The following is a 25680-nucleotide window of genomic DNA, read 5'->3' on the forward strand; positions in this document are numbered from 1 at the left end:
AACAGGAGTTCAACATGAGTGAGTTACCCTCACACTATCAGCAACTGATCACTCAACTGGCAACGCGCGTTGCTAGTGAGCGCATCATTACTCAGCCAGCGCAGCGTTTAGCGTATGGTACTGACGCCAGTTTTTATCGCTTAGTGCCTAAAATCGTCTTACGTTTACAGTCTCTTGATGAAGTGATATTTACTATTCAAAGCTGCGCTGAGCTGGGCATTCATTTTACTTTTCGCGCCGCTGGCACCAGCTTATCTGGTCAGGCGGTGTCTGATTCTGTCTTAATCACCTTAACCGATGATTGGCGTGAGCATCAAATTCTTGATGACGGCCATAAAATTCGCCTACAACCGGGGGTTATCGGCGCGGACGCGAATAAATACCTTGCCCCTTACCAACGTAAAATTGGTCCTGATCCCGCCTCAATCAATACTTGTAAAATTGGCGGCATCGCCGCTAATAATGCGAGTGGCATGTGTTGCGGTACCGCGCACAACTCTTATCGTACCGTTGATAGCATGAAAATCGTTTTTGCTGACGGCGTCGTGCTTGATACCCGAGATGAGCAAAGTATTGCTGACTTCAAACGCCGCAAAGCAGACTTGCTCGCGGGCATTGAAACGTTAGCCGCGCACACTCGCGCCAATACTCCGCTCACTGAACAAATTCGTCACAAATATCGCTTAAAAAATACCACCGGTTATGCCCTTAATGCGCTCATTGACTATCACGATCCGATCGAGATCATCGAGCATCTTCTCATCGGCTCGGAAGGCACACTCGGCTTTATCGCTGATATTACCTATAACACCGTAGTTGAACATCGCTACAAAGCCTCAGCGCTCTTGGTTTTTGCCACTATTGAACAAGCCTGCCAAGCGGTGACCACCTTATCCAGTACGCCAGTTGCTGCGGTGGAACTCATGGATGGTCGTGCGCTCCGTTCTGTCGCCGATAAACCTGGCATGCCAGACTTTATTGCCGAACTCGACATCGAGGCCTGCGCTTTATTGGTGGAATCACACGCCAGTCAACAAGTCGAACTCGATAGTCAGTGCCAAACGATTATCGACAGCCTCAGCGATTATCAGATCATTCAATCGGTGCCGTTTACTAGCCATAACCAGACTGTTGCTACCCTATGGGGCATTCGTAAAGGCATGTTCCCTGCCGTCGGCGCAGTCCGTGAAGTCGGCACGACAGTGATCATCGAAGATGTGGCCTTTCCAGTTGAAAAACTCGCCGCTGGCGTTCGTGAACTGCAAACCCTATTCGATCTGTATCACTATCATGAAGCGATCATTTTTGGTCATGCCTTAGAAGGCAACTTGCACTTTGTCTTCACTCAAGGCTTTGAACAGCAAGCTGAAATAGACCGCTATGGCGCATTTATGGATGCGGTAGCGGAACTGGTCGCGGTCAAATATCAAGGTTCGTTAAAAGCGGAACATGGTACGGGGCGTAACATGGCTCCTTATGTCGAGCTAGAATGGGGCAAAGAAGGCTACGCTCTTATGCAGCGCATCAAAAGTCTGTTTGATCCGCAAGGGCTGCTCAATCCTGGGGTCATCATCAACACCGATCCTCATGCGCACCTCAAAAATCTCAAACCCATGCCAGCTGCAGACCCACTGGTCGATCGCTGCATTGAATGTGGATTCTGTGAGCCAGTGTGTCCATCACGGACGCTGACTTTATCTCCTCGCCAGCGGATCGTGCTGTATCGCGAATTACAACGTCGCAGCCAAGCCGGAGAAGAGGTTGCCGCAAGCGAGCTGGCGGATGTTTTCCAGTATCAAGGTATCGATACTTGCGCCGCCACGGGCCTATGTGCCGAGCGCTGCCCAGTGGGCATCAACACGGGCGATTTAATTAAACAACTGCGCCAAGCAAAATACGCCAAATTTACCCCGATTGCGCGCTGGACAGCCGATCATTTCGCCACCACCACCGCACTGGTGACAACAGGGCTTAAAGTCAATCAACTGGCGACTAACGTCTGCGGAGAAGCGCGAGTCAGTCAGCTCAGTCAAAGCTTACGCAAAATCAGCAAAGGCAAAACGCCCTTGTGGACAGCGGAACTGCCTCGCGCCAATCGCTATCCACTGGAAAAACACGCGGCTAATTTACCGAGACGCGATAAAAAAGTCGTTTATCTGCCCTCTTGCGCCAGCCGGACGATGGCGCAAGGCAACGACGCTCTCGATCCACGGCCACTAACGGAAGTGACTTTATCCCTGCTCAACAAAGCCGGCTTTGAGGTTATTATCCCAAACAATGTCTCTTCTCAATGCTGTGGTATGCCTTATGACAGTAAGGGGATGTTTGATATTGCCACCCAAAAAGCGCAGCAATTAGAACAAGCATTGTGGCAAGCCAGTGAACAGGGCCGCTATCCAGTCCTCATCGATACCAGTCCATGTGCAAAACGCAGTATGGATCACTTTACCCAGCCAATGCAGATTTTTGAACCAGCAGGCTTTATCAACCAGTATGTTTTAGAGCATTTAAGCATTACTCCAAAACAAGAAACGGTCATGCTACACCTCACCTGTAGCTCACGTAAAATGGCGCTTGAGAATACCATGTTAGCGGTCGCGCAAGCTTGCGTATCAGACGTGATTGTTCCTGAGCATATTCAATGCTGCGGTTTTGCTGGCGATAAGGGTTTTACCACGCCAGAGCTCAACCAAGCTGCCGTTCACTCGCTAAAACAACAAGTACCCGCAACTTGCCAACGTGGTTTTAGTAATAGTCGGACTTGTGAAATCGGCTTATCCCATCACAGCGGGATCCCTTATCAATCCATTTTGTATTTATTGGATGAAGTATCGAGGCCAAATAGTTAAGTTGATTGAATAAAATAGGCGCTGATTCAGCGCCTATTTTTTATCGACCAGAAACGAAATCCCTTACAGATTACGACGCGCTTCCACCGCTTGCGCAAGCTGACGCAATACTTTTTCAGTATCATCCCAACCGATACATGCATCAGTAATTGACTGCCCATACGTCGGTGCTTGACCATCGACTAAGTCCTGACGACCAGCCACTAGATGAGATTCAATCATCACACCAAAGATGGCGTGCTCACCAGCACGTAGCTGCGCACAAACGTCATCTGCCACCACCATTTGTCGCTGATATTGCTTAGAGCTATTGGCGTGACTAAAGTCAATCATCACTTTCTGTTTTAAACCGGAGACTTCTAGCTCTTGTTTAATCGACGCAACATGTTCAGCGCTATAATTAGGCTCTTTGCCGCCACGTAGAATAATATGACAATCAGGATTACCCGCCGTTTCTACAATCGCCGAATGACCAAATTTAGTCACCGATAAAAAGTGGTGCGAAGCACTGGCAGAACGAATCGCATCAGTAGCAATTTTAATATTGCCATCGGTGCCATTTTTAAATCCCACTGGGCATGAAAGTCCCGAAGACAACTCGCGATGCACTTGAGACTCGGTTGTACGAGCGCCAATCGCTCCCCAGCTGATCAAATCCGCGACATATTGCGGCGTGATCATATCCAAGAACTCACTGGCGGTTGGCATTCCCATATCGGTTAAATCAAGTAATAGTTTACGACCAATGCGTAGACCATCATTAATTTCATAAGAATCATCGAGATACGGGTCGTTAATCAGTCCTTTCCAGCCAACTGTAGTACGCGGTTTTTCAAAATATACCCGCATCACCACTTCAAGATGACCGCTTAACTCATCACGCAAGGCTTTCAAGCGCTGGCCATATTCAATCGCCGCTTTAGGATCATGAATGGAGCAAGGGCCAATCACTACCAACAAACGATCATCTTGGTCATGTAAAATGTTATGAATCGCTTCACGGGCTTGAAATGTGGTTGAAGAAGCAGCTTCACTGGCAGGAAATTTCTCTAATACGGCTACTGGAGGCAGCAATTGTTTGATACGTTTTATATTGACATCATCGGTTTGATACATCGCTTACTTCTTCCTATTACTGATTACTGCAGGTGTTCCCATCACTGCTCGGTTATGCTCTGTAAGTAACTTAACCACTTCACCAAGCAATCGCAAGCACTATTTTTAGTAATTTTCAACCACCACCCACTCAATACAAAAACAACAATGTGTAATTTAAAATTTACACCCTTAAATATGTTCATCTTCAAGTGACTTGAATATACTTTTTAAATCGACTCCAATGATGGCTGGCCTTTTTGCTTGACGCTGCTGAGTTGACTGAACATCCGTTGCTATAGCAAGAAGATAAAGCGTTTAGCGATTGCGCGCCCATTAATGAGAATAAATATTACTTACAATGTCTCCACTGACACTATCTATCAAAGGTGACCACGATGAACAATAACGTCACGCTCTGGTTAGCAAAAGATCCAGACCTTCGTACCCGAAAAGAATTACAAACTTTAATTGATAACCAACAACAGGATGAAATTGAAGATCGCTTTAAATCCCGCTTAGAATTTGGCACCGCTGGCCTACGCGGTAAAGTCGGCTGCGGCCCTAACCGCATGAATCGCTTAGTGATACAAGAAACCGCTGTCGGACTGGGTCATTATCTGATCCAACAAGTCGACAATGCCAAACAACGAGGCGTGGTGATTGGCTATGATGGCCGCCCAGATTCACAGCAATTTGCTCAAGATACCGCCTCAGTAATGACCGCTTTAGGCATTAAGGTGTATCTTACCTATAAAGTAGCGCCTACTCCGGTAGTGGCGTTTGGGGTCAAACATTTTCAAGCCGCAGCCGCGGTGGTCGTAACGGCCAGCCACAATCCGCCAGAGTACAATGGTTTTAAAGTCTACTGGGAAAATGGCGCGCAGATCATTGCTCCCCATGACTCAGGCATTGCCAGTCAAATTGATTTAGCCGCAACACAAAGCATTCCAACTCTAGGATTGGATAAAGCCCAGCAACAAGGGTTATTGGTTTGGCTGCAAGATGATTATTACCAAACCTATCGACAAACCATTAACGCCAGTCCATTGCTACAGCATCACACCGATCCGTCTAGCGTGACCATCGCTTATACCGCCATGCACGGCGTCGGTGCCGAAATGGCAGAAACCCTGCTCGCTGATGCTAGATTTAATAAGGTAATGAGCGTCAAAGAGCAGCGCGAGCCCGACGGCAGCTTCCCGACAGTTAACTTCCCTAACCCTGAAGAAGCCGGTGCGATGGATAGAGTCATCGCCTTGGCGGAATCGGTGAATGCCGAGCTCGCCTGCGCTAATGACCCCGATGCCGACCGTTTCGCGGTTGCCGTGGCCAAACCTACAGGCGGTTATCAAATGCTGACGGGCGATCAGGTCGGTGCATTGCTGGGGGATTATCTGCTCCGGCATACCGCACACCAAGCACCACTGGTCGGAAATACCATCGTCTCTTCTAGCCTGCTCAGTAAAATTGCCGCCGCTCATGGCGCGGTTTATTACCAAACACTAACCGGTTTTAAATGGTTAACCAATGTGGCAATGGCCAAACAATCAGAGCAACATCCGTTCCTATTTGCTTACGAAGAAGCCTTAGGCTACACCGTCGGTAATAGCGTTTGGGATAAAGATGGCTTATCCGCTATGGTCGCCTTTGCCCAACTCGCGGCAGAGCTGTACAGCCAAGGTAAAACCATTTGGGATCAACTAGAAGCGTTATATCGTCAACACGGTTTGTACGTAACAGCACAACGCAGTATTGCTTTAGCACCAGACACGCCACCCATTGGCGATCGTCTACGTGCGACGCCTCCGCATACGATTGCTGGTAAGCCTGTCGTCAGTTACGATGATTTAAAACTCGCCGTTCGTCATCATCAAGATGGCACAACAGAACCACTCTCTTGGCCAAGTAGTGATGTACTGATTTATCATTTACAAGACGGAGCGCGAGTGATTGTTCGTCCATCAGGAACCGAGCCGAAACTGAAATGCTACTATGAAGTGGTTGGAACATTTGCCGCAGACGAGAGTTTTGCTGATGCTGAACAACGTGCTGAAGAACAAATGGCACTGCTGATCAGCGAACATCAAAACAGCCTAGTATAAATAAATTCAACCCTCGCTTTATAACGATAAAGCGAGGGTTGATAACAAGAGATAACGCTGCAATGGCTTTAAATAGACAGAAAGTTAAGCAATAGGTCACTCAGCATCCATAAGGCGAGCAAGAAAAAGATCCCGCCCATCAGCTTATGCTGATATAAACGAAACTTGGCATTCTCGAGCAAAACATGCCCGCCCCAACCGACTAAACCCACCAACAGTAAATTAAACAGTAACCCACAGATATTGAGTAAAATCCCCAGCACCAGCATCTGTTCACCAGAGCTTGCCGGCACATTGCTCGACACAAACTGGGGTAAAAACATCACAAAAAATACTAACGCTTTGGGATTTAACAAGTTACTCACCAAGGCGCGTTGGTAAAACGTGCTGCTCAAGGTGACTTCTGTTGATAAACTTGGCGCAATACTGGCCCTAGTGCGCAGGCAATCAACGCCCATTTTCAACAAATAACCAGCGCCTAATACTTGCAAAATAGTGAGCGCGACTGGGCTCATTGCCACCATCGCCGAGACACCAAGGGCAGCGAGTAAAGTTAAAATAACGCCCGAAGTCGCATTACCTAAGCTAGCAAACACCCCGACTTTACGCCCATAGCTCAAGCTAGAACTGGCAATTAACAGCATATCGGGGCCGGGAATTAACAGCAACGCAATCACCGCGGTGAGATACAGCGGTAAAATAGTCAAATCAATCATTATCATCGCTCAATAGCAGCACAAAGTCGCAGATTCTATCTTAAACCCAGTGAGATTGCTATTGAGGTAGCTATTCAGCCAACCATTCCACTTCGATCAAGGTTTGCTCGGCAGATTTTAAACGGCCAAGAAAAACATCGCCGCGATGCACCTCACCAACCCCTTGTGGCGTTCCCGTCATCACCACATCGTTATCCAGCAAGGTAGTATAAGATTGAAGATCGCTTAAAATCTGCGCGGGAGAAAAAATCATCTGCGCAACGCCGCCACATTGTACTCGTACACAGTTAATGTATAGCTCTAACTGTAAAGTGGCGATATCTATCCCTGTTAAATCAATAAAACGGCTAAAGACAGCCGAGCCATCGAACGCTTTCGCCCGCTCCCAAGGTAGCTGCTTTTGCTTAAGCTGAGATTGTAAAGCACGCTTGGTTAAATCAAGCCCAAGCCCGACACCCGCATATTCACCATTGCGGATAAGAAAACAAATCTCCGCTTCGTAATGCAAGGTTTCTTGATGATAGGCATGTAATTGTTTTGCAATACTGCTGTTGGGCTTATTGAAGACCACCATTTGCTCTGGTAACGAATTATTGAGCTCTTTGATGTGTTCGACATAGTTACGCCCGACACACAGTATTTTTGATGGGTAAACCAATTGTTGTTCATAACGTACCGCGTTCATCGCTCGTCCTTGAATAATGAGTGAGCACAAAGTGTAACCTATCTTAAAAAATCGCCAAGCCTTCGTCGAAAGATAACCATCAAAAACACGCTATGAATAGATTCACTTCCCACCTGCAGTGAACGTAAATGAAAACATCGTCGAGTCTTTTTTCTTCAATAAAAACAAAATCTAATCGTCACATTTGAGCAATCAAATCGTCATCTAAACATTCTACCTTACTCTCAAACCAACCATAGAGCATGAAGCTCAATTTACTAAATAGGGTAATAATAATGAAACAAGCAGCAGTGACAACCGCCATTCTCGCCACATTGGTCTCTGGATCATCTTTAGCCGCAACCGTTTATAGCGCTGATGGCACGGAGTTGAGAATTGGTGGCCGCGTTGAATTTCGTGGTGATTTTATCGGTGATAAAGGCGCAGAAATTGATGGGACGATGAAAGATAGTACGCGTGCTCGTCTGAATGTAAGAGGCTCAACTCAAGTTGCCGATGACTTAAGAGGATTTGCTTTTTACGAAGCTGAACAAAATACCGGAACCTCCGAGTTTAAAAATCGCTACATGTATGTCGGTTTTGCAACCAATATCGGTGATCTTTCATTCGGTAAGCAAAACATGGCAGCGGTACAAATTTCTGACCTCACCGATACCACTGAGTTTTCAGGGATCCAACAGTACATTAGCTCAGCCTCTGATAAAACAGACAGTGTGATTGCGTACCGTGGTCAATTTGACGCACTTAATCTGCAAGCAACCTATGCCGCCAGTAGTAAAGATAATGCCGATTTATATGGTATTTCTGGATTGTATTCTTTACCTATCGGGCTAGATCTTGGTGCTGCCTACTCAGCCGGTGACAATGGCGTCGGTAAAGGCAAGCAAAATCAATGGTTACTCGGCGTGGGCTACAAACTTGATGCATTATCGCTAGGAGCAACTTACTCTTTTGGTGATAATGATGATAAAGCCAATAGTGAATTTAATGCTCTAGAGCTTGCCGCCGCTTATAAGCTAAACAAACAGATGACGTTGAAAGGCGTTTATGGCAAAAGTGAAGATAAAGTCTCCGGAAACAAAACAGATAGCGCAGACTTCTTCGAACTTGCCGCTTACTATCAATTCAATTCTGCCTTACGTAGCTACATCTCTTATAAACTGAACAACCTTGATGATGTTGTCGTCAATGGCGTTGAGACTCAGAGTGAAGATACTCTACGTTTTGGATTACGTTACGATTTTTAATGTTTCATAAACTCCATTGCATACTGTCCTTTTTGGCCAAGCTCCGCTTGGCCCTTTTCATTGCTATTACTGCCGTATCCGCATAGATGGCCTCATTTTGTCAAAAATTATCTCTCAACGGCTCCAACCCCATTGGTCGTTTTATTTTTCTGACGATAAACTCTCTGTACCCATAAAAATTCTTATATACTTAAGGGACGTTATTTCTAAGCCGCTTAAAGATACGGTCAACCGCTCACTTCTCTAGCCACCGTCGAGGTTACTTATGGCGACACCAATCAACATCACTCTATACCGTTGGGCTGGTCAATTCGGACCTTTCAAAGTCAATATTCCCTGTGGTGAATGTACGCTTACTCACGATATCCTTGAGGATACTTTTACCCATGAACTGGCTGGAATCGAGATCAATTTACAAAGCAAAGATTGGCTTAGTCATTGGTGGGAACCACTGAAATACGGTGCTTGGCACGCTCCGATTGTGATTGTCGAAGGAAAAGTGATTAGCCAAGGTGAAGCCCTCAACCGAGGGGTTCTCATACAAGCGGTAATCGAACAGTGGGTACAACGTGATACCTTGCAAGGCAATATCGTTTACGGTAAAGCCTCTTGTCCTTATTGTCAAAAAGCCAAGCTCGCATTACAGGAAGCTGGCATTCGCTTTCAGTATTTTGATGTCGTCAAAAATAGTGCTGCTCTCTATCGAATGATCCCTGAAGTCAAAGCCATCATTGGGGCAAAGACTCCAGTCACCGTTCCACAGATCTGGTTAGATGGGCAATACATCGGGGGATACGATGCGTTGCAAACTTGGCTGCTTGAGCATCCAAAAACGCTTTCACCACAAGATGAGCCACTCAATAACGTTATTTCATTAGCGAAAAAATAGCCAAAAGCCCCGAGTCGATGACTCAGGGCTTTTTAATATTCTCTATACCCAGCTTACTTACTGAGCTTTTTCCATACGCTTTTAATGAAAGATTTCTTCTTTGGTTTTACCTTACCGTACAACGCTTCATGCATCATCTGCTTGGCGATAAGTTGACCAATATAGGCTGAACCTAAATCGTTACCCATGATATTACCTCACCCATTTTTGTAATTTAATTACTTAATGCGCTGATAATAGCATAACAAAAAGCCAAAACAAGACTTAGATCACAAATTAATGTTGTTAAATTACTTCACTGTACGTTTCGGTTGCTGATAGGTTTTTCCTGCAGCCTGGTAAGTCTCTTTGTGCTTAACTGAAAACTGAGACTCAAAAAACCAAGCAATAAACTTAATTACATCCTCACCTTCATTCATCACATGCTCGACAAACTCCTGTTCTTGACCTTGCTCATCAATCTCAGTGGTGACGTGATAGATACGCTGTTCACCGTCAACCTCAGCCAGCGCAAATTGTCCCGTTAACGAAGCGGCGGCCTCAGCAATGTCTTGATCATCCGACTGTTTGAGTACCTCAAGAACTTGAGGAAGCGTTGACCATTGGCAAAGGCTTTCAACCAAAGCCTCAAATTGATTCTGTTGCATGATATTTCCTATAAATTGAGTCAGGTAATTATACCCAAGTCACTACAAGATGCGAAGGTTAGGTGATGGTACTGTTCGATCTCTGCCTCACGACGACTTATGTCATCGTTATTGATTTTTCATCACAAAATACAGCTAAGCAATTACTGATGGCAACGGTGGAAAAATGACCGATCCTCATCCATAGTTGATAGGTTGCAATCAAATGCTATGAATGCTTTTTTATTAATAATCGAATGCGACCATTTATAGTAACCATAAAGATTAATAAAAGTGAGAGGGTTATGGTAGCAACCAGCGTTTTGACTCAAAATACAGCGAGTCTTGATACAATTAATGAGCTTCTTTTACTAGATAGCTCAGACCTTTATCAACGTGCAGTACAGGCCTTGCATAGCCATTTGAATTCTTGGGCGACTTATTTAATAGAGGTTGATAAATCTCTCTATAAAGGTAGGACGTTGAGCTATGCGGGTAAAGAGCCCCATGCGCTTGCCTGCGATTACTCACTCAAAGGAACCGTTTATGAGCAGTTAATCAGAAGTAAACAAAAGTATGTCATTCATAACGATGCACTTCATCGCCCATTTCACGATAATCATTCGCTCTACCATGCCGCAGTCATCACTTATATCGGTGTTCCGCTTTATGCTGATAATGGCGATATACTCGGTATTCTCCTATCGACGTTTCATGAGCCACCCATAACCCTTGATGCGGCGATTGAACTTCACTGTACCGTTGCTCGCATTGTTCGCCATCATCTTGTCCATCAATGGATGAACCAACGCTTTAACAGTCTCGCTCAACAGTTGAGTTATGAAATTTCTCATGACAGCCTAACCAACCTTTTCAACCGTAACTATTTATCCGACCAACTAGAATATTTAGTAGATAATAATTATCAATCTTTCACTCTCGCTTATCTCGATATTGATAATTTCAAATCGATTAATGATCTTTACGGCCATTACATTGGCGATCAAGTCATTAAGTTTGTTGCTAATGTCATTTTTCATTATGTGAATAAACAGAATCAAGTTTTCCGAATCTCGGGAGATGAGTTTGCCTTTATTACCTTTTCCAATGATCCGCTCAAAATTTGTCAGCTGATCATCGATACATTGAATCAAGGTTATCGCGATGCCAATCACCATATTAAAATCCGCTTGAGTATCGGTATTGCTAAAAAATCATTGCCGCCGATGACCGCTGATCAATTGATTCTTAATGCTAGTTTAGCCTTAAAAGATTGTAAAAAAACGCGTCTTCAGCAAGTTCGCTGTTATGACACGCACTTAAATGACTATTATTATCGACGAACCCAAGTAGTGAGTGCGTTACGCGCTCAGCTCGATAATCCATTAACAGGTACGTCAGAAATCTATATTGAAATACAACCGATTGTTTTTCGAAATCGGCCTAACTGGTCTTATTTTGAAGTCTTAGCACGCTGGAATAATAAACAACTTGGTTCGATTTCCCCTTTAGAGTTTATCGAGGTAGCCGAACAATCTGGTTTAATTATTGAACTTGGCGAACGAATTATCGAATTGGCTTGCCAAGCCAAACAAGTACTAGAAAAAGAGCTTAACTATAAAGTCACTTTAGGCATCAACTGCTCAGCCCATGAGTTCGCTCACTCCTCTCACTATTTAAATCATCTCAATTTAATAATTCAACAGTATGGATTCCACCCCTCAGAATTTATTATTGAGATGACCGAAAGCGTGTTACTCACTCAAACAGGTGAGGTGTCTGAACGCTTAAATTTATTACGAGAGCTAGGCTTTAAAATTGCATTAGATGATTTTGGCACTGGATATTCGAGTTTAAATTATATTCACAGTTATCCCATTGACTGTATCAAAATTGATGCCACTTTCATTCGTAATCTACTACGCAATAAAACATCAGAGCATGTCATTAGCTTAATCATTCAACTCGCTAAACAATTGAATGTCGACCTCATTGCCGAAGGAGTAGAAAATCAGCAAGAGTTGGACAAATTATATGAGATGGGTTGTGACGCAATTCAAGGTTATTATTTTTCTAAACCTCAGCAGCCACTGGCGATGGTGAACTACTTACAAAACAATCCCCCCAAGCTGTAATGAAACTACTTGGGGGGATTGATAGCTATTGATTAGACCAATGGCTGTTCATCAATTGAATTGAACAGCCTAATCGTTAGCTATCAGAGTCCGACCCAGCCTTGCTTGCCGCAAGCATACTATCTTGCTGAGCCAATAAACGGTCTAACTCATTACGACGTGCAATAAAGTTCGCCATATCTTGCTTAGGAACCGAAGTGGCCATCGGAATATTGGCCTTCATAGGATCGACAGGTCGGCCTCTAACAATCAATTCATAATGAATATGTGGCCCTGTTACTCGTCCCGTTGCACCCGATAATCCAATACGTTGGCCGCGAGTCACCTTTTGTCCTTTTTGCACTAAAATCTTACTCAAGTGCAAATAACGGGTCATGTAAGTACTACCATGCTGGATAGTAATATAATTACCCGCATAGGGATGATTACGCGTCATCACGACAACACCATCACCAGTAGCGACAACCGGAGTTCCGGTTGGTGCAGCAAAATCAGTCCCATTATGTGGCGCGATACGCCCGGTCACGGGATGGCGGCGATTAGGATCAAACCCGGACGACATTCGCCATTGACCGGTGGTAGGGTAGCGTTGAAAAGCACGTTGTAAGCTTTGCCCGTCCCTATCATAGTATTGGCCATCTTTATAAAGATAGGCGGTAATTTCATTGCCACGATTGTAGAGTTTGATCGCTTGTATTTCTCGGTTACCGGTTAATTTTTCACCGACAAACTGACGCGATAATACCACTTCAAAGCGATCGCCAGCGCGAAGATCGCGACCAAAATTTACTTTATCTTTAAGCAGTGACACGATCTGATCAATATCCGCACTGCCTAAACCGACTTGGTTTGCTGACTGAGAAAAACTGCCTTGTATTTCGCCAATCATCGCAAATTCGCGCCACTGCCCGGGAATTTCAAGCTCAGAGAAATCGTAATTACCATCGTCGAGACGTGTATAAACCGCACGCTTGACGACGTTAAATTCAAGTTCCATCTTGGCAAGGTCTTGACTGCCAGGAGATTTCCAAAAGCGTAAAATATTCCCTGGACGCAAAGTATCAAGAGCCAGATAGTTTAAATCTGTCTCCATGATTTTCATTAAATCTTGGTACCGGAATCCAAGCTGATTAAAAATAGTGCTTAAATTATCACCGGATTTGATTTGGTATTCGTAATCGGGATAAGCCACTTTGGCTTCACTCGCATCCGCAATAATCGTCTCAACAATATGTGATTCAGGAACAGACAAGGCGACCTTTTTTGAATAGGTCGTAGAGTTGATTGAAGATGAAATAGCGGCCAACGCGAGTAGAGGTAAACCGATGACAGAGACTTTCTTACGTTTAGATAAAGCAGAGAAGCGCAAAAAAAGAGACTTGGATAGCACAATTTAACCCGTTGGTACTGTTAAAAGAGACAAAAGAGTAAGACTTTCTCGACAAAAAGTCACCTTTTGTATGGTAAATAATCAGTAAAAGTGTGCTTATTTATGAAAAGTTATTGATTAAAGTTGAATTAATCGACAGAAAAAAAGCAAGACTCAGAAAAAAGAAATCTCCAGACGAAGATAACAAGGCTCGATTTATCACTGTTTTCTTTCGATGAAAAATCGTTGTTACGCTAAGTTATGCATCTCATTGACACTATCATTAACGTAACAACAATCTTATGAAATCCTCTGCAAAAGCTTAAGCAACTATTAGGTATGTTGACTTAAGAGCAAACCGCTATAAACATGAATTAATGAGAGGCTGGCTCATAAGTACGGACAAGACAGTTATCCTCGCCAAATTCATTGGCAACATAATGATCCGCCTGTGCATCATTGAGCCATTGCTGCTCATTCAGTCGGTAACGAAATTGGAATTCTGCATCCTTAGGCAAACGAGCTTTAAATTTATACACATTGGATTTTGCGGTTTTTTTCATAGCTTGAGGCTGCCAATCTAAAAAATCAGCGACAATATCTACGCGCTCAGCATCTTGAGGGGCCTCAAGTTCAAAAGTAACTTCCACTTCATTCTTAGTTTTAAAAAAACGTTTATTGATCATGACAAACTCCATTTCTATTTTGTATCAATTTTGAACAACTGAAGAGATTATAAGCGCGCTTGCATACATGCTCAACTACTATCCCCAAACAACGTGAACCATTCACACCGAGCCTACCCGTTTCAATCTTTACAGGAGGGTAAATGAGCGTAGAATCCTCCGCGTCCCTATTTCTCCCTTCTTTTTCTAAGGTGATGATCAATGTTTGCCATTTATGACTCTTATAAAGCTGGCTTATTCAAGCCCAACCAGTGGATAAAAAATATCAGTGCCGGTGTGATTGTTGGTGTGGTTGCCCTACCTTTAGCCATGGCATTCGCCATCGCCTCAGGGGTCAAACCTGAGCAGGGCATTTATACGGCAATCATTGCTGGGTTGATTGTCTCTTTGTTCGGTGGTTCGCGAGTACAAATCGCCGGTCCAACAGGCGCATTCATTGTTATTTTAGCCAGCATCGTCACTCAATATGGTATTACTGGCCTACAAATCGCGACCATGATGGCTGGTGTGATATTACTCGTTCTTGGTCTTGCTAAACTGGGGAGTATTATTCGCTACATCCCTCATCCGGTCATTGTGGGCTTTACCAGTGGTATTGGGGTCATCATTTGGATTGGACAGTGGCAAGAGTTTTTTGGTTTACCGGCAATTACCGGAGAACATTTCCATCAAAAACTTATTGCGCTTTTTTATGCCTTGCCCAGCCTAGATGTAACGACCACCCTGCTCGCCCTATTTTCACTTGTATTGGTTATTTGGGGGCCAAAACTTCCGAAGTTAAGTAAGGTTCCTGGACCACTATTGGCTTTAGTCGTTGTCACTGTATTTCAATATACGATTGGTTTTGATGACGTGCGCACCATTGGTTCTGCTTTCGGTGGTATTCCGCAAGGTTTGCCGGAATTCTCAATGCCAAGCATTACGTTTAGTCAAATGCTATCACTGATTGGTCCTGCTTTTGCTATCGCAATGCTTGGCGCTATTGAGTCACTACTCTCTGCTGTCGTCGCCGATGGCATGACCGGCACCAAACATAACTCCAACCAAGAGTTAGTCGGCCAAGGCATGGCGAATATCATCGCCCCACTATTTGGGGGCATTGCAGCAACAGGCGCTATCGCTCGTACCGCCACCAATGTGCGTAATGGCGGCAATAGCCCGTTATCCGGAATCGTCCACGCTCTGACTCTTGTAGTGATTCTATTAGTCTTAGCGCCACTGGCCGTCAATATTCCCCTAGCAACGTTAAGTGCCATTTTATTTGTCGTGGCTTGGAATATGAGTGAAGCACCACATTTTATTAAATTAATAAAACGCGCTCCAAAGGCAGATGTGGCTATTTTGCTGATCACTTTTGTATTGACCGTATTCGCCGATTTAGTGGTCGCTGTCAATATTGGGGTCATCATCGCGACCTTACATTTTGTCAAACGCATGGCCTCCAGTGTCGAAATTAAAGCCAGTACAAGCCCAGATTTAACTCAAGAACTTGCAGAGCATGGATTGTCTCAATTACCACGTGATATTGCCGTGTATGCTCTAGAAGGGCCATTTTTCTTCGCTGCTGCAGAAAACTTCGAACATGTGATGAGTAATATCCAAGAAACACCACGCATTTTAATCATTCGTTTAAAATGGGTACCTTTTATGGACATCACTGCGTTGCAAACGCTAGAAGCGATGATCAAACGCTTCCAGAAAAAACAGGTCCAAGTGCTGATTTCAGGAGCGAACTCTCGCGTGACACTAAAATTGCATCGTTCAGGGATAACGGAATTAATTGGTGAGCAGAATCTTTATGCTACGTTTTCAGACGCATTAAAAGATAGCTTAGCAAAACAGATTCAGCCTACGGTTAATTAAATCGCATCTCGAATTCTCTACTTTAAATTACGCCAACCATAACAGCCCTTATTTCTTGTTGTTTTTCAATACTATATGGAAAACGATCAATAATAAGGGCTTTCTTAACTCCCTTCCACTCCTACAAAACAGTGCTATAACTCACAAAAACAACACCGCCCACTTAAACAATAATTTAACCAATGCAACAATAACAAAACAATTCGCTGCTATCTGTTTTTTGATTAGCGCAAACGATTGAATAACTAACCCTATTTATTGAATAGTATTGCAAGCAAGGTTGAAAATAGTTATTCTGCGCACATTGATTAAATAGGGATGTTTAGTGAATTAATATGCCAAGGAATGGCTTTAATTAAACAGTTGTAAACAGGAAAAGTAATGCAAGATAACTCTCAAACTTTACCAGCGCAGGAGAAAAATCTCCCTGCTGCCAGTCTGTGGATGTTCCTCATCCCATCATTAATTGGTGTGTTCCTGTTTATGGCACCCGTTTACTATAATGGTGGATTGACAATCCCTGTCGCCGTGTTAGCCAAATCGATACAAGCCCTGTTCGGTGATTACTTAGTCAGTATTATCACGGTCATTGTCGCTTTTATGTCCATCGCTTCAGTGGCAACTAAACTCTTTAAGCCTCGTGTGATTGTTAATTCCCCTTTCCTCAACAATTTATTCAATCCAAGCTGGGTATGGCTGACGGTTCGTGTTATTGGCGGTGCAGCCATCATCATGACCTTTTTTAAAGTCGGTCCAGAACTGATTTGGGAAGAGAACACGGGTGGATTAGTCTTAGAAGGCTTACTACCCACTTTATTCTCGGTGTTCATTTTTGCCGGTTTGCTGCTTCCACTACTATTAAACTTTGGTTTATTGGAACTGATGGGAAGTTTACTCAGCCGTGTCATGCGCCCTTTGTTTAACCTACCAGGACGCAGTGCCATTGACTGTACCGCTTCTTGGCTTGGTGATGGCAGTGTCGGCATCTTGCTGACCAGCAAACAGTATGAAGATAAATTCTATACTCAGCGTGAAGCCGCGGTCGTCGGAACCACTTTCTCTGCTGTCTCGATCACTTTTAGTTTAGTGGTACTCGCGCAAGTACAATTAGAACACCTCTTTTTGCCTTTCTACGGTGCGATTTGCTTGGCTGGTTTTGTTGCCGCGGTGATTATCCCTCGCCTGCCACCACTGAGTTTGAAGAAAGATGAGTTTATTGATGGGACTAAACCACATAAAGATGCCGATGCTATTCCAGAACAGCACAGTGCTTTCTCTTGGGGTATGTCACTCGCATTAGAGAAAGCCGCGCAAGTGAAATCCGTAAAATCGGTGTTTGGCGAAGGCATCCGTAATGCGGTTGATATGGTATTTGGCGTCTTACCGGTCGTGATGGGTTTAGGTACGATTGCTTTGATCATCGCTGAATATACTTCTGTCTTTGCGATTCTTGGTCAACCTTTCGTTCCTTATCTAGAGTTTTTAGGGGTACCAGAAGCCGTACAAGCCTCACAAACGATTGTGGTTGGTTTTGCAGATATGTTTATCCCTGCAATTTTGGCAGCGTCAATCGATAACGAAATGACTCGTTTTGTCATCGCAGCAATGTCAGTCACTCAGCTTATTTATATGTCTGAAGTCGGTGCATTATTACTCGGTAGCCGAATTCCGGTTAATATCCTTGAGTTATTTGTGATCTTTATTCTCCGGACTCTTATCACACTACCGGTTATTGTCGGTGTAGCACATTTAATATTCTAAGCTCACAAGGCTTGATCAAACAAAAAGCGCCACTCAATAATGAGGGCGCTTTTTGTTTTGACTCTTACTAACTAAGACAGTTTTGACTGCTTGAACAACATAAAGTGAGTAGCGTTATTCGTCATCAGGCTTAGGCGCTGTTTTCTTTTTCGGGATAAATACCGAATCACCCACCGCCACATTCTGATAAAAACTTTTATCGCGTTTCACTGGTTTTTGGGGCAGCTTTTTAACCTGCTTTTTCACTTTACCTGTTGAAACCGTTGCTTTATTCAGAGGCTGACGAGGACGTAAGCCTGTAAACTTACCTTGCAGACCTTCTAACACTTCAAATTGAATATCTTGCTGTAAAAAGGCTTCCACTCTTTTAAAGCTGTCCCAATCTTTAGGACCAACCAAAGAAATGGCATCACCTTGATTACCGGCACGCCCCGTACGACCCACGCGGTGCACATACTCTTCCGTATGTTTCGGCATATCAAAGTTAATCACATGCGTGACGTTGGCAATATCCAATCCTCGAGAAGCAATATCGGTGGTAACTAAGATCTTAAATACCGCACGTTCAAATTGACTCATAATCGTATTACGTTGAGTCTGAGTGAGGCTACCACTGAGGGCAACAACTTTTAAATTTTGCTCATTTAGCTTATTAGTTAAACGTTCCGTATCTGCGCGAGTCGCTGTGAAAATGATCACTTGTCGATACTCAGCATCGTTTAAGATGCGATCCAGTAATGCTTCTTTATGATCCAGATGGTCACACAAATAGAAACGCTGGCGAATGTCTTTATGCTGTTCATTGCCTAAACCAATCGCAATCCGTTTAGGCTCTTTCAACATCTCATGCGCAATGGTGTTCATTTCTGCGTGATCCAACGTGGCAGAAAACATCAATGTTTGTCGGCGACGATGTTTAGCAGCATTGTGGATATGCCGTAACTGTGGTGCAAAACCGAGATCCAACATCCGATCCGCTTCATCAAGAATCAGCGTATCTAACCCTTGTAAGAAAAGAGAGCGATGTTCAAGGTGATCCGCTAAACGTCCCGGCGTAGCAACAATAAACTTAGGACCTCGACGCAAGGCATTCACTTGATCATTGAAGTTTTCCCCTCCGGTGATCAAGGTTGCCGTGTAGCTTAATCCCGCTAATGCCGAACGCAATTCACTGTAGACTTGTTTTGCTAACTCACGAGTAGGGACCAAGATAACACCACGAGGGTCACGTGCAGATAACGCTTTGGTTTTTAGCGCTTTATGCAGCATTGGAAGCAAGAAGGCTAACGTTTTCCCCGAACCCGTTTTGGACGAAGCCAATAAATCTTTACCTGCCATCGCAACAGGAATAGCTTGTCGCTGGATATCGGTCGCTTGCTTAAAGTCATAATGTGCTAATGTTTTTAATAAGCGATTGTCTAGGCCTAATTCTTTAAACTGCAAAGGATTCTCCAATAAAAATAACGCCGCCTGAAAAGTAGGCAGTCAACAAAATATCAAACGTAGTATACCAAATCACTTGCAACGACAGTTAACGAAATGACGCTTCCTTCAATCCGCCTACATATAGGCTCTGTGATAAAGTGAATGCGGCTTCCAACCTCTGATTATAGCGTCAAGTAACGACTGGGTATCAAGTGACATAATAACTTGAATGTGACCGCTATAGATAGCAATCCCATAAAATATTCTCTGTTTTAAACAATACCAAAGTCATAAAACATTGAGGCAAAGCCCAAACAATTGATTAAGGTATAAAATTTTGGGTTATTTTGACTTTTAATCTATAGTCGTGAGTGAAAATAGTGTCTACACTTTAACTCGCTACTATATGGTATACACCTAGGCGGTTGGTCAATGCCTCTCCGGAGCACATGAAGTGGCAGGTCGATGGCAAGATAAGTAAACCCCATTAGCATGGGCCAGCTTGTGGAGCCAACACCACGCTAACCTCAAGTAGCAACGGATCGCCAGGGTCAAGTGAACAATAATGTATAGGGCGTATTTGATAAATATCAACAAGGAGTTCAATATGAACAAAATGTTACTTGCCGCTGCAGCGTCTTCTGTACTTCTCCTAGCCGGTTGTGCATCAGGTCCTGACGAAGCAACCACGACTAAGCTAGATCAGTTAAACAACCAAGTCAGTCAACTCAATAGTCAAATTGCAGCACTGAAAAGTGAAAATGCCTCGCTAACTGATGCAGCCCTCGCTGCACAAGAAGAAGCAGCACGCGCGAACGAGCGCATCGATAATATTGCTCAGTCTTACACCAAGTAAGTTGTTCGATTCAGTAAAAAGGGTAAGTAAAACTTACCCTTTTTACTTTTCCTCATCTCAACCATCACCATCACACTCGACTCTCAATGTCGTTCAGTAACCCTCAAGAATTTTCAATCGTCGCCTCTAATCAACGTCCGTTTTTGTCGCGTTCAATTCAGCCGCTTTTTGCAAACTGTACGCCGTCAACGGATCGATGTTTTGCACTAATTTTTCAACCTGTACAATGGCGTCGATGGATGAACTATTTTTTCGATAGCTCAGGTAAATTGGCCAATACCAATCGGCAACGGCAGCCACTCGATACAGTTGTCCCGATTGGATGAAGGGAGCAACCACCGATGCGGGTAAATAAGCACTCCCTCCTTTCTCTAAAATAAAATCTAAAGCAATACGCGCCGTCGAAGTCCGTAAGAATGGCGCAGGTGCTCGAGGATGCCTATCGGCATGCTCGGAAGCAAAACGCATTCCCCAGTCAACATAAACATAACGATTCTCAAAAACGCTATCAGCAGTATCTGGTCGAGTTGAAACAAGCACTAACACCAAGTCGGCGACTTTCTTGCATTGCAGCTCATCGGCTTTAATTTGATCAAAGGCAAACGCCATATCCAGCGTGCGTTCAAGTAACTGACGGTTCAGTTGCTCTCTCCCCATCACCTCAGCTTTAAAGCCATAACCACTGAACGCATCAGTCACCGCGCTTAGACAGTTTTGCAAGTACGCATCCCATATGTTGGGTGTTCCGCCTAACGTGAGCTGTAGCGCCTTACCGCTCTCTAAAGAGAGCTCAAGCTTAGCTTGCTGTAACGTTGCGACCATGACCTCTGCATAACCGACCAAACGTTCACCAGCTGACGTCAATTTAATGTTGTTTCGATCGCGGCTAAACAGCTGCGCGTCAAAATAATTTTCTAACTGTTTGATTCGAGCGCTAACGGCAGCTTGAGTCAAATAAAGATTTTCCGCTGCCCGTCCAAAATGACGAACTTTAGCCAGTTCAAGAAAAGTACGAAAGACTTTTACGTCCATTATTGAATCCTCTGCTATGACTGGTGAAGATTAACAAGGAACGACAATTATGACGATAAAAAATTTTTGTTTTTCTTTTCCAGAGTTTGCGCCTAACTTTCGCCGTAATCCACAGCTAAGTAGTGGTGTACCTAAATGGCCTCAGAGATACGCCGTATCACTGGAACATTGAGCCTAAAATACCTTTAAGTACTCCGCGTATTCACACGAGGTTGATATGTCTGAAACAGTCTTTCGTCACGGTAAAAAACGTTTTTACGATACCAAAAAATTTCCCCGCGGTTTTGCCAAGTCTGGTGATTTCACTTTAGGTGAAGAAGAACTGCTGATCCTTTACGGAGATACTATGCTTGGCCTTGAATCCGGTGAGCTAGTCCCAGAAAACGCTGAAGAACAACATTTTGTTGAAGTACTAGCCAATCCAGAACTAGCGAGCAGTAAGATCGAGCGAGTTTGGATGAAGTATGTACGTCTATCACGCGGTCGTAAACGCTTCCATACCCTAAATGGACGTAATAAACCCGATGCGTCCGATGATTATACTGATGATGAACCAAGCTTGGTTGAAGAAGATTAATCGTTACGAATGATAGCAGACCGCTCATCAAATTAAGCCCGTAGTGCGTGTTAAGTCACAGCTCGATGGTCAATGCCTTGCACTTGATGACTCAAACGCTACATTAGTGATTGGTTTTTTAACCCAATGAATCTTTCTCCCAAAGCCCCTAGTCTATTTTTGCTCGGGGCTTTGTTTTTGATATCAATAACAGCCAGTAAGGCATCAATACTCTACCTCTCCCAGATTCTATCCACATTATCGCATCATATACCCAAACGACTTAGAGTTGCAGGTAGGCGGAAAGTGGCTTGATAAAAGAAATCTATTTAGCCAATAGCGCAATTTTTTTCAGAAAACTGTCGCGTAAATGCTCTTGGTCATAATCCAAATGATACGTATTATGGAAACCCACTTTGAGTTCAACACCATTGCCTCGCAGATACACAGTGTATCCATCGTAATCAGAAAAGGCCTCTATGCCTTCATAAATTTTACCAAATTCTGTCGGTGTCCCGTGTTCCATCACTTTTTCGTAAGCGTGCAGTATTTTGCTTGATTCAAGTTCATTTTTCATTGCAGTAGCTCCCTTAAGTGCTCTCCCATTTAGTATGGATAATGGGATGATTTCTTGCCACTCATTCACTCTAAATATCCACATTACCATTCTGCTTAGAGCAATATCTAAAGTGAAGAGACTTAATTCACCCTGTGAATTTTTCCTTTTTATCATTCAATAAAATTAACCCAAACGGTTCATGTAAGTGGAGGACAAACGCATTCATTGGCTGATAAAAAGCAATCCATCTCCCTAAAACAAAAAAATTTGACCCAAAGCATAGCCGTTACGAACAACTTATTTTATAATGAAAATTAATGTAATTAGCACCGTATCCGTAGCACTGAGAGAAATGGGTGAGCATTACCTCACACCATAACAGCTTTAAGTCGCAGGGGATCAATAAATATAATTAGGGGTAACTGATGAGATTAATTCCATTACAACAAGCGGCACAGGTAGGTAAGTGGGCTGCGGCACATATTGCAAAACGTATCAATGCTTTCAAACCGACTGCCGATCGCCCTTTTGTACTTGGGCTGCCAACCGGAGGAACGCCGCTAGCCACTTACAAAGCACTGATTGCGTTGTATCAAGCTGGTGAGGTCAGCTTTAAACATGTCGTGACGTTTAATATGGACGAGTACATAGGTATTGCTGAAGATCACCCAGAGTCCTACCACTCTTTTATGTACAATAATTTCTTCAACCATATCGACATTCAGCCGCAAAATATTAACTTATTAGACGGCAATACTGACGACCATGAGCTGGAATGCAAACGCTACGAAGATAAAATTAAATCTTACGGTAAAATTAATCTCTTTATGGGTGGCGTGGGTAATGACGGACATATTGCCTTTAACGAACCTGCGTCATCACTCTCTTCACGTACTCGCATAAAAACCCTAACTGAAGATACTCGTATTGCTAACTCGCGCTTCTTTGACGGTGATATCTCACAAGTACCTAAATATGCGCTAACGATTGGTGTTGGTACCTTGTTAGATGCTGAAGAAGTGATGATCCTCGTAACCGAACACAATAAAGCACTCGCCTTACAAGCCGCTGTTGAAGGTTGTGTGAATCATATGTGGACCGTATCAGCGCTACAATTGCATCCTAAAGCGGTGATTGTTTGTGATGCTCCCGCGACTCAAGAACTTAAGGTCAAAACGGTCAAATACTTTACTGAGCTAGAAGCTGAAAATATTAAAGGCTTCTAAGCAAAAATTTAGGCCCGCATAATCGCGGGCCTAATTGTTTAAGCAACCTCAGGAATAGGCTTAGGCGGATCGTCTGGATTAGGTTCTTTCTGTACGGTTGGTATTTGACCTTCTTCAACGGCATGTTGATAACAACCCGTCAACTTAATCGCCAAGTACATATCCGCACGCAACACCAGTCCGCCATCCCCAACAGGGACGCCCGCAGCTTCACACCATTGGCGTAGACTGCGCTTGCGTCCGGCAAGAATTAAACGAATACCACGTTTTTTAAGTAACGTCTGTGTTTCAGCCAGTACCGCCATTACACTTAAATCCAAATGAGTAAAACTCGCTACGGCGTCAATCACCACACAGCTCAGTTCACCTTGATTTTGATCGATCTTTTCTAATAAACGCGCTTTAAAGTACGGCGCATTAAAATAAGTTAATGGTGAATTAAAACGGTACAACAAAAGGCCAGGAATGGCAGACGCTTTACTGGATTCATCCATGGTACGAATTGTACCGTCTTCATCCAAGCCTAAGCACTGATCGCTCGGGCGCATCACCACACGTAAAAATTGGAATAATCCTAATAAGACGGCAAGCGTAATACCAGGAATTACCCCTACGACCAGCACCGCGATCAACGTAATCGACGAGAGATAGAAGGCATCACGATTGCGTTTTCTTAATCCCCAAACCCCTTTGAGATCCAGTAATGACATTGAAGCAATGATCAAGACGACTCCTAATGCCGCACTCGGAATATATTGCAGTGGTTGGTAAAGAAAAATCGCCACAAAACCAATCACTACAGCAGCAATGATTGATACTAATTGCGATTTTCCGCCATTAGCATCGTTCACGGCCGTACGCGAGTCCGCCCCACTAATCGCAAAACCTTGTGAAAAAGCCGACGCTAAATTTGCTAAACCAAGCGCTCGAAACTCTTTATCCGGATTAATATCATAACCATTTTTCGCCGCAAAACTGCGCGCAGTCAGCATCATACTCACAAAACTCACTACAGCTAAGTTAAGTGCAGGCACAACCAGTTCTCGAGTAATACCAATATTAAATGCTGGCGCTTGAAAAATCGGTAGGCCACCTTCGATAACCCCAACAACACTTACCCCATAACGATCAAGTTTAGTGAACCATACCAAAATAGCCGCAACCACGATGGCTAACATTGCCGCAGGCCACGCAGGTCGAAAGCGTTTCGATAACCAATAAACGAGTAACGTTATTCCGCTGATCAACACCGTTTGCCAGTGTAAATCCAATAAACGGTGGGGAGCTTCAATGATTCTTTCTAATAGATAACGCTGCTCATATTTAATGCCGAAGACTTTACCTAGCTGCCCAACAATAATGGTTAATGCTACGCCATTGAGTAGCCCAAGTAAGATAGGGCGAGATAAGAAATCAGCAAAAAGACCTAAACGAAAGCGACTCGCAATTAAGCACCAAAAACCGGTCATCGCCGTCATGGTAATGACCAACTGCCAGTGTTTAGTCGGATCACCAGCGGCTAGAGGTGTAACTACAGCGGCCACTACCGCGCACGTCGCCGCATCAGGCCCCACAATTAGTTGTCGAGAAGTACCAAACAACGCATACACCATCATCGGTAGTACGCAGGAATAAAGGCCAACAATCGCCGATACCCCTGTCAATTGAGCGTAAGCAATCGCGACAGGTAGTGCGACTGCCACCACTGAAAAGGCGGCACGAACATCATCCAACAACCACACTTTTTCATACTGCTTAAGCTGATATAACCCAGGCATCCACTGCTTGATTGATATTGACTTCAATGTTGTTTACCCTACCAAAGATTGCCAAATAATAACTCAGAGCTGTTGTTCAGCTTAGAGCGACTGACGATGATACTGAAAAATGGATCGTTATCTATCATAACTCAAGTGTTATAAACTATCTCGGCTAATTAGATGATTTATATAACCAAAAATCACAGAGATAGACTTGGATTTGTTCATAACGTCACTTCA

General features: G+C 43.9%; 22 protein-coding genes. 11 read left to right on the forward strand and 11 right to left on the reverse strand.

Annotated elements, in window-relative coordinates; genetic code table 11:
* The first annotated feature begins 14 nt into the window (after positions 1-14).
* Positions 15-2849: an FAD-binding and (Fe-S)-binding domain-containing protein gene (locus FKN93_RS02445; protein WP_170904386.1), complete on the forward strand. Its 2835-nt coding sequence runs from the start codon at positions 15-17 to the stop codon at positions 2847-2849.
* 63 nt (positions 2850-2912) lie between these two features.
* Here the strand turns inward: FKN93_RS02445 and aroG are convergent, their stop codons facing one another.
* Positions 2913-3965, reverse strand: coding sequence for a 3-deoxy-7-phosphoheptulonate synthase AroG (gene aroG / locus FKN93_RS02450; protein ID WP_158137072.1), 1053 nt, complete (start codon positions 3963-3965; stop codon positions 2913-2915).
* A 377-nt stretch (positions 3966-4342) separates the two neighbouring features.
* Here aroG and FKN93_RS02455 point away from each other — a divergent pair, with 377 nt between their 5' ends.
* Positions 4343-6049: a phospho-sugar mutase gene (locus FKN93_RS02455; protein WP_170904387.1), complete on the forward strand. Its 1707-nt coding sequence runs from the start codon at positions 4343-4345 to the stop codon at positions 6047-6049.
* A 68-nt stretch (positions 6050-6117) separates the two neighbouring features.
* Here the strand turns inward: FKN93_RS02455 and FKN93_RS02460 are convergent, their stop codons facing one another.
* A complete protein-coding gene (locus FKN93_RS02460; protein WP_170904388.1) occupies positions 6118-6765 on the reverse strand; it encodes a LysE family translocator in 648 nt (215 codons plus the stop codon).
* Between the two features lie 70 nt (positions 6766-6835).
* Positions 6836-7450 (reverse strand): fumarylacetoacetate hydrolase family protein, encoded by a 615-nt coding sequence (locus FKN93_RS02465; RefSeq protein ID WP_004396991.1) that lies wholly within the window; start codon positions 7448-7450, stop codon positions 6836-6838.
* 275 nt (positions 7451-7725) lie between these two features.
* Here FKN93_RS02465 and FKN93_RS02470 point away from each other — a divergent pair, with 275 nt between their 5' ends.
* Together FKN93_RS02470 and FKN93_RS02475 are read left to right on the forward strand one after the other, a co-directional pair.
* Positions 7726-8697 (forward strand): porin, encoded by a 972-nt coding sequence (locus FKN93_RS02470; RefSeq protein WP_170904389.1) that lies wholly within the window; start codon positions 7726-7728, stop codon positions 8695-8697.
* Between the two features lie 265 nt (positions 8698-8962).
* Positions 8963-9586, forward strand: coding sequence for a glutaredoxin (locus FKN93_RS02475; RefSeq protein ID WP_004396988.1), 624 nt, complete (start codon positions 8963-8965; stop codon positions 9584-9586).
* A 53-nt stretch (positions 9587-9639) separates the two neighbouring features.
* Here FKN93_RS02475 and FKN93_RS18045 read toward each other — a convergent pair whose 3' ends face one another.
* The gene (locus tag FKN93_RS18045; protein ID WP_004396987.1) at positions 9640-9774 is read right to left on the reverse strand and encodes a hypothetical protein; all 135 of its coding nucleotides are present in this window, start codon (positions 9772-9774) and stop codon (positions 9640-9642) included.
* Between the two features lie 102 nt (positions 9775-9876).
* Positions 9877-10233: a hypothetical protein gene (locus FKN93_RS02480; RefSeq protein WP_004396986.1), complete on the reverse strand. Its 357-nt coding sequence runs from the start codon at positions 10231-10233 to the stop codon at positions 9877-9879.
* A gap of 284 nt (positions 10234-10517) precedes the next feature.
* Here FKN93_RS02480 and FKN93_RS02485 point away from each other — a divergent pair, with 284 nt between their 5' ends.
* A complete protein-coding gene (locus FKN93_RS02485) occupies positions 10518-12347 on the forward strand; it encodes a bifunctional diguanylate cyclase/phosphodiesterase (protein ID WP_170904390.1) in 1830 nt (609 codons plus the stop codon).
* A gap of 76 nt (positions 12348-12423) precedes the next feature.
* Here FKN93_RS02485 and FKN93_RS02490 read toward each other — a convergent pair whose 3' ends face one another.
* Entirely contained in the window at positions 12424-13737 is a 1314-nt protein-coding gene (locus FKN93_RS02490) for a peptidoglycan DD-metalloendopeptidase family protein (protein WP_004396983.1), read from the reverse strand.
* Between the two features lie 353 nt (positions 13738-14090).
* The gene (locus FKN93_RS02495) at positions 14091-14402 is read right to left on the reverse strand and encodes an isoamylase early set domain-containing protein (RefSeq protein ID WP_170904391.1); all 312 of its coding nucleotides are present in this window, start codon (positions 14400-14402) and stop codon (positions 14091-14093) included.
* A 201-nt stretch (positions 14403-14603) separates the two neighbouring features.
* On the opposite strand from FKN93_RS02495, the gene FKN93_RS02500 reads away from it, so the two are divergent.
* Together FKN93_RS02500 and FKN93_RS02505 are read left to right on the forward strand one after the other, a co-directional pair.
* A complete protein-coding gene (locus tag FKN93_RS02500) occupies positions 14604-16265 on the forward strand; it encodes a SulP family inorganic anion transporter (protein WP_170904392.1) in 1662 nt (553 codons plus the stop codon).
* 381 nt (positions 16266-16646) lie between these two features.
* The gene (locus tag FKN93_RS02505; RefSeq protein ID WP_170904393.1) at positions 16647-18026 is read left to right on the forward strand and encodes a YjiH family protein; all 1380 of its coding nucleotides are present in this window, start codon (positions 16647-16649) and stop codon (positions 18024-18026) included.
* A 114-nt stretch (positions 18027-18140) separates the two neighbouring features.
* Here FKN93_RS02505 and FKN93_RS02510 read toward each other — a convergent pair whose 3' ends face one another.
* Complete coding sequence (locus FKN93_RS02510; protein ID WP_158145144.1) at positions 18141-19481, reverse strand: DEAD/DEAH box helicase; 1341 nt, start codon at positions 19479-19481, stop codon at positions 18141-18143.
* A 577-nt stretch (positions 19482-20058) separates the two neighbouring features.
* Between FKN93_RS02510 and FKN93_RS02515 the strand changes: the two genes are divergently transcribed.
* Positions 20059-20307, forward strand: a complete 249-nt coding sequence (locus tag FKN93_RS02515; protein WP_004396978.1) for an Lpp/OprI family alanine-zipper lipoprotein — start codon at positions 20059-20061, stop codon at positions 20305-20307.
* A gap of 126 nt (positions 20308-20433) precedes the next feature.
* Here FKN93_RS02515 and FKN93_RS02520 read toward each other — a convergent pair whose 3' ends face one another.
* Complete coding sequence (locus tag FKN93_RS02520) at positions 20434-21339, reverse strand: LysR family transcriptional regulator (RefSeq protein ID WP_158137083.1); 906 nt, start codon at positions 21337-21339, stop codon at positions 20434-20436.
* A 49-nt stretch (positions 21340-21388) separates the two neighbouring features.
* Between FKN93_RS02520 and FKN93_RS18050 the strand changes: the two genes are divergently transcribed.
* Together FKN93_RS18050 and FKN93_RS02525 are read left to right on the forward strand one after the other, a co-directional pair.
* The gene (locus tag FKN93_RS18050) at positions 21389-21511 is read left to right on the forward strand and encodes a hypothetical protein (RefSeq protein WP_256593216.1); all 123 of its coding nucleotides are present in this window, start codon (positions 21389-21391) and stop codon (positions 21509-21511) included.
* 45 nt (positions 21512-21556) lie between these two features.
* Positions 21557-21916, forward strand: a complete 360-nt coding sequence (locus tag FKN93_RS02525; RefSeq protein WP_004396976.1) for a DUF413 domain-containing protein — start codon at positions 21557-21559, stop codon at positions 21914-21916.
* Between the two features lie 304 nt (positions 21917-22220).
* Here the strand turns inward: FKN93_RS02525 and FKN93_RS02530 are convergent, their stop codons facing one another.
* Positions 22221-22472, reverse strand: coding sequence for a DUF3081 domain-containing protein (locus FKN93_RS02530; protein ID WP_004396975.1), 252 nt, complete (start codon positions 22470-22472; stop codon positions 22221-22223).
* 407 nt (positions 22473-22879) lie between these two features.
* Here FKN93_RS02530 and nagB point away from each other — a divergent pair, with 407 nt between their 5' ends.
* On the forward strand, positions 22880-23680 hold the full coding sequence (nagB, locus tag FKN93_RS02535) for a glucosamine-6-phosphate deaminase (protein ID WP_170904394.1): 801 nt from the start codon (positions 22880-22882) through the stop codon (positions 23678-23680).
* Between the two features lie 38 nt (positions 23681-23718).
* On the opposite strand, the gene FKN93_RS02540 is transcribed toward nagB, so the two are convergent.
* Positions 23719-25458 (reverse strand): SulP family inorganic anion transporter, encoded by a 1740-nt coding sequence (locus FKN93_RS02540; protein ID WP_170904446.1) that lies wholly within the window; start codon positions 25456-25458, stop codon positions 23719-23721.
* Positions 25459-25680: the final 222 nt, after the last annotated feature.

Origin of the sequence: Vibrio sp. A8-1 (assembly GCF_013048685.1) — a bacterium.
GTDB classification, from domain to species: Bacteria; Pseudomonadota; Gammaproteobacteria; order Enterobacterales; family Vibrionaceae; genus Vibrio; species Vibrio metschnikovii.

Bases quoted from the DNA above. Each gene is read 5' to 3' on its own strand.
- FKN93_RS02445 (WP_170904386.1), top strand. From the start codon at position 15: ATGAGTGAGTTACCCTCACACTATCAGCAACTGATCACTCAACTGGCA.
- nagB (WP_170904394.1), top strand. From the start codon at position 22,880: ATGAGATTAATTCCATTACAACAAGCGGCACAGGTAGGTAAGTGGGCT.
- FKN93_RS02505 (WP_170904393.1), top strand. From the start codon at position 16,647: ATGCAAGATAACTCTCAAACTTTACCAGCGCAGGAGAAAAATCTCCCT.
- aroG (WP_158137072.1), bottom strand. From the start codon at position 3,965: ATGTATCAAACCGATGATGTCAATATAAAACGTATCAAACAATTGCTG.
- FKN93_RS02520 (WP_158137083.1), bottom strand. From the start codon at position 21,339: ATGGACGTAAAAGTCTTTCGTACTTTTCTTGAACTGGCTAAAGTTCGT.
- FKN93_RS02530 (WP_004396975.1), bottom strand. From the start codon at position 22,472: ATGAAAAATGAACTTGAATCAAGCAAAATACTGCACGCTTACGAAAAA.
- FKN93_RS02470 (WP_170904389.1), top strand. From the start codon at position 7,726: ATGAAACAAGCAGCAGTGACAACCGCCATTCTCGCCACATTGGTCTCT.
- FKN93_RS02500 (WP_170904392.1), top strand. From the start codon at position 14,604: ATGTTTGCCATTTATGACTCTTATAAAGCTGGCTTATTCAAGCCCAAC.
- FKN93_RS18050 (WP_256593216.1), top strand. From the start codon at position 21,389: ATGACGATAAAAAATTTTTGTTTTTCTTTTCCAGAGTTTGCGCCTAAC.
- FKN93_RS02455 (WP_170904387.1), top strand. From the start codon at position 4,343: ATGAACAATAACGTCACGCTCTGGTTAGCAAAAGATCCAGACCTTCGT.
- FKN93_RS02515 (WP_004396978.1), top strand. From the start codon at position 20,059: ATGAACAAAATGTTACTTGCCGCTGCAGCGTCTTCTGTACTTCTCCTA.
- FKN93_RS02475 (WP_004396988.1), top strand. From the start codon at position 8,963: ATGGCGACACCAATCAACATCACTCTATACCGTTGGGCTGGTCAATTC.
- FKN93_RS02525 (WP_004396976.1), top strand. From the start codon at position 21,557: ATGTCTGAAACAGTCTTTCGTCACGGTAAAAAACGTTTTTACGATACC.
- FKN93_RS02480 (WP_004396986.1), bottom strand. From the start codon at position 10,233: ATGCAACAGAATCAATTTGAGGCTTTGGTTGAAAGCCTTTGCCAATGG.
- FKN93_RS02460 (WP_170904388.1), bottom strand. From the start codon at position 6,765: ATGATTGATTTGACTATTTTACCGCTGTATCTCACCGCGGTGATTGCG.
- FKN93_RS02495 (WP_170904391.1), bottom strand. From the start codon at position 14,402: ATGATCAATAAACGTTTTTTTAAAACTAAGAATGAAGTGGAAGTTACT.
- FKN93_RS02485 (WP_170904390.1), top strand. From the start codon at position 10,518: ATGGTAGCAACCAGCGTTTTGACTCAAAATACAGCGAGTCTTGATACA.
- FKN93_RS02540 (WP_170904446.1), bottom strand. From the start codon at position 25,458: ATGCCTGGGTTATATCAGCTTAAGCAGTATGAAAAAGTGTGGTTGTTG.
- FKN93_RS18045 (WP_004396987.1), bottom strand. From the start codon at position 9,774: ATGGGTAACGATTTAGGTTCAGCCTATATTGGTCAACTTATCGCCAAG.
- FKN93_RS02465 (WP_004396991.1), bottom strand. From the start codon at position 7,450: ATGAACGCGGTACGTTATGAACAACAATTGGTTTACCCATCAAAAATA.